The 1,318-nt window shown below is 53.3% G+C and carries 2 protein-coding genes and 1 pseudogene; all 3 read left to right on the forward strand.

Annotated features, from left to right (window positions below):
- Positions 1-279, forward strand: a pseudogene (locus BGX12_RS15205) (ATPase); the annotation flags it as partial.
- 24 nt (positions 280-303) lie between these two features.
- Positions 304-765 (forward strand): V-type ATP synthase subunit K, encoded by a 462-nt coding sequence (locus BGX12_RS15210; protein ID WP_233246426.1) that lies wholly within the window; start codon positions 304-306, stop codon positions 763-765.
- Positions 766-902: 137 nt separating this feature from the next.
- Positions 903-1,318 (forward strand): V-type ATP synthase subunit K (locus BGX12_RS15215; protein WP_109736858.1); only part of this gene is annotated, 416 nt, incomplete at its 3' end.

A 1,318-nucleotide genomic window follows, 5' to 3' on the forward strand; every position in this document is an offset into this window, starting at 1 on the left:
GATGTGATTAGCTACATCCGTCTGTTCGCAGTGGGCCTTTCCGGTGCTGCCATTGCAGAATCCTTCAGCGAAATGCTTTCGCCTATGTTCGGTTCTGTTGGCGGTCTCCTTGGTGCTGCCATTGTGCTACTCTTTGTTCATGCCCTGAACATTGCACTTGCCGTCATGGGTGTGGCGGTTCACGCAGTGCGTTTGAACACCCTTGAATTTTCCAACGGCCTGGACCTGCAGTGGAGCGGTTTTGGCTTTAACCCGTTCAAGAAACGGAAAAATGTTTAATAACAACAAGTAGAGGATAAAAATATGTTAGATCACGAAACCATGGTTACTCTCGGCAAGATGGGTGCAGCAGCAGCTCTCGGCCTCGGTGCTCTCGGTTCTGCCCTTGGTTGCGGTACCGCTGGTATGTCTGCAATCACCGTCTGGAAGAAGGCTTACGCTCAGGGCAAGAGTGCTCTCTTCACTCTCCTTGTGTTCGTGGGTGCTCCCATTTCCCAGACCATTTACGGCATGCTCCTGATGAACTTCATCCTGGGTGCTGCAAATGCAGAAAACTTCAACAACTGGGCAGCTTGCCTCGGTGCCGGTATCTTCGGCGGCCTGGGCATGATGGCTTCCGCATGGTTCCAGGGTAAGGCTGGTGCTGTTGCTTGTGACGCTTTGGGCGAAACCGGCAAGGGCATGGTGAACTACCTGATAGTTCTCGGTGTGGTCGAAACCGTTGCCCTGTTCGTCATGGTGTTCGCAACCCAGACCTTCGCTTAGTAGGTATGAGGACGCCTTACTTGCGTAAGGCGTTGAGGTGTGAGGCTTTGTTTTGAAAGACCTCATTCCTCTAGGCGCTATTGCGCCGACCTCAAAGCGAACGTAGTTCGCGTCCTCACTCCTATAAGGAATTGAATATGGATCAAGAAACAATAGTGACTCTCGGCAAGATGGGCGCCGCCGCGGCTCTCGGTCTTTCCGCTGTCGGCTCTGCAATGGGTTGCAGTACTGCTGGCATGGCGGCGATCGGATCGTGGAAGAAAGCCTACCTTAAGGGGAAGAACGCTATGTTCACCTTGCTTGTTTTCGTGGGCGCTCCTATTGCGCAGACGATTTATGGCATGCTTCTGATGAATACCATCCTGAATGCTGCCAACAAGCCGGATTTCCACAACTGGGCAGCTTGCCTGGGCGTGGGCATCTTCGGTGGGCTTGGCATTATGTTCTCCGGCTGGTATGTAGGCAAGGCTGCCTCCAACGCCTGTAATGGCTTGGGTGAAACCGGCAAGGGTCTAGTGAACAGCTTGATGGTGCTTGGCGTGGGTGAAACCGT

It is taken from the genome of Fibrobacter sp. UWR4 (genome assembly GCF_003149045.1).
Classification (GTDB): domain Bacteria; phylum Fibrobacterota; class Fibrobacteria; order Fibrobacterales; family Fibrobacteraceae; genus Fibrobacter.